Origin of the sequence: Aquabacterium parvum, assembly GCF_001447195.1 — a bacterium.
Classification (GTDB): domain Bacteria; phylum Pseudomonadota; class Gammaproteobacteria; order Burkholderiales; family Burkholderiaceae_C; genus Aquabacterium; species Aquabacterium parvum.
Genome location: NZ_LFRI01000444.1, coordinates 1 through 684, shown reverse-complemented (window position 1 = coordinate 684; position 684 = coordinate 1). Strand labels below are relative to the sequence as shown.

The following is a 684-nucleotide window of genomic DNA, read 5'->3' as shown; positions in this document are numbered from 1 at the left end:
TGTCACGGATCGCCGTAATGGAGCCAAGGATGTTCGGCGTAATGGAGCCAGTTTCTGGCTGCTGAACAGGGCTCCCGAGGGGGTTGAGGAACGGGGTTATTTTGCCGCTTTGGCGGGGGTGGATTTGACGCTGCCGGCGGTGGTTCTCGGGGCGCGGTACGACGCACCGTCGAGGACCATGCAGTAGGCGTTGTGGCGCAGGCGATCCAAGGTGGCACTGGCCAGCAGGCGGTTGTTGGGGAAGGCCTGATCCCACTCAGGGAAGTCCAGGTTGCTCGTGACGATGGTGGCGGCCTGCTCGTAGCGCTCTGCGATGAGGTCGTGCAGGTCCTCGTCTGCGGGTGAGCGCAGGGGCTTGAGGCCGAAGTCATCGATGATCAGCAGCGGCACGCGCGCCAGCGTGGCGAGCTTGCGTTCGTAGCCGCCCGTGGCGCGCGCGGCGTTGAGGCTCTGGGTGAGCGATGCGCAGGTGGTGAAGATGACATCGACACCCTGGCGCACGGCGCAGTGCCCCAGGGCCTGCGCCAGGTGAGACTTGCCGGTGCCGCAGGGCCCGACGATGAGCACGGGCGCCTTCTCTTGCAGATACCGTCCGGTGGCCAGGTCGTGAACCAGGCTGCGGTTGAGGTTGGGCAAGCGCTCGAAGTCGAACTGGTCCAGCGTCTTGGTGGTGCGGAACTGGGC

General features: G+C 65.8%; 1 protein-coding gene. It reads right to left on the bottom strand.

Translation table 11 applies throughout. The features are described from left to right. Positions 1 to 96: 96 nt before the first annotated feature. Positions 97 to 684: IS21-like element helper ATPase IstB (gene istB, locus ABG80_RS17585; RefSeq protein ID WP_058088916.1), on the bottom strand; the 588-nt coding region annotated here is incomplete at its 5' end.